This window comes from Phocaeicola massiliensis B84634 = Timone 84634 = DSM 17679 = JCM 13223 (genome assembly GCF_000382445.1).
Lineage (GTDB): Bacteria > Bacteroidota > Bacteroidia > Bacteroidales > Bacteroidaceae > Phocaeicola > Phocaeicola massiliensis.
Window position 1 is genome coordinate 1 of sequence record NZ_KB905484.1, and the last position, 1570, is coordinate 1570.

At 50.1% G+C, this 1570-nt stretch carries 1 rRNA gene; it reads right to left on the bottom strand.

The features are described from left to right. Window positions 1–1570, bottom strand: a 23S ribosomal RNA gene (locus HMPREF1534_RS0119465); the annotation flags it as partial.

The window sequence follows — 1570 nt, forward strand, 5'->3', positions numbered from 1 at the left end:
ACGAGTTAGAACTCAAACAAATGAAGGGTCGTATTTCAACAGCGGCTCCACAAACACTGGCGTGCCTGCTTCAAAGCCTCCGACCTATCCTACACATCACGTGCCCAAATTCAATGATAAGCTATAGTAAAGGTTCACGGGGTCTTTTCGTCCCATCGCGGGTAATCGGCATCTTCACCGATACTACAATTTCACTGAGCTCACGGTTGAGACAGTGTCCAGATCATTACACCATTCGTGCAGGTCGGAACTTACCCGACAAGGAATTTCGCTACCTTAGGACCGTTATAGTTACGGCCGCCGTTTACTGGGGCTTCAATTCAATGCTTCTCTTGCGATGACATCTCCTCTTAACCTTCCAGCACCGGGCAGGTGTCAGGCTGTATACAGCGTCTTTCGACTTCGCACAGCCCTGTGTTTTTGTTAAACAGTTGCCTGGACCGATTCTCTGCGCCCTCCCGCTAACGGGTAGGGACCCTTTTTCCCGAAGTTACAGGGTTAATTTGCCTAGTTCCTTAACCGTGAATCACTCAAGCGCCTTAGTATATTCAACCCGACTACGTGTGTCCGTTTGCGGTACGGGTACCCTGAAGGTTATGTTTAGCGGATTTTCTTGGCAGTATGATTACATGCACTATTGGATTGTCCGGAAGGACGCTCCATACTGTCAGGTTCGAATCTTGTGGTGGATTTGCCTGCCACAATCAACTTCTACACCCTTTAACCAGCTATTCCGTCAGCTGGCGGCATTGTCACGACTGCGTCTCCACGTCACCCCAAAGGGTAGTACCGGAATATTAACCGGTTCTGCCATCGGCCTCGCCGTTCGGCTGAGCCTTAGGACCCGACTGACCCTGATCCGATTAGCGTTGATCAGGAAACCTGAGTCTTGCGGCGAGGGGGTTTCTCACCCCCTTTATCGTTACTTATACCTACATTTGCTTTTCCACACGCTCCAGCAGGGCTCACGCCCCACCTTCGACGCAGAGTGGAATGCTCCCCTACCGATCATTATATGATCCCACTGCTTCGGTAAACAGCTTGATACCCGATTATTATCCACGCCAAACTCCTCGACTAGTGAGCTGTTACGCACTCTTTAAATGAATGGCTGCTTCCAAGCCAACATCCTAGCTGTCTTAGCAATCTGACTTCGTTAGTTTAACTTAGCTGTTATTTCGGGACCTTAGCAGGTGGTCCGGATTCTTCTCCTCTCGGGCACGGACCTTAGCACCCATGCCCTCACTCCTGACCTCAAACTAATGCGCATTCGGAGTTTATCAAGACTTGATAGGCGGTGAAGCCCTCGCATCTTATCAGTCGCTCTACCTCACATTAGTAATGGTCAAGGCTGCACCTAAATGCATTTCGGGGAGTACGAGCTATCTCCAAGTTTGATTAGCCTTTCACCCCTACCCTCAAGTCATCCAGAAGCTTTTCAACGCTTATTGGTTCGGTCCTCCATCCGGTGTTACCCGGACTTCAACCTGCTCAAGGGTAGATCACTTGGTTTCGCGTCTACCACTACCGACTATACGCCCTGTTCAGACTCGCTTTCGCTTCGGCTACA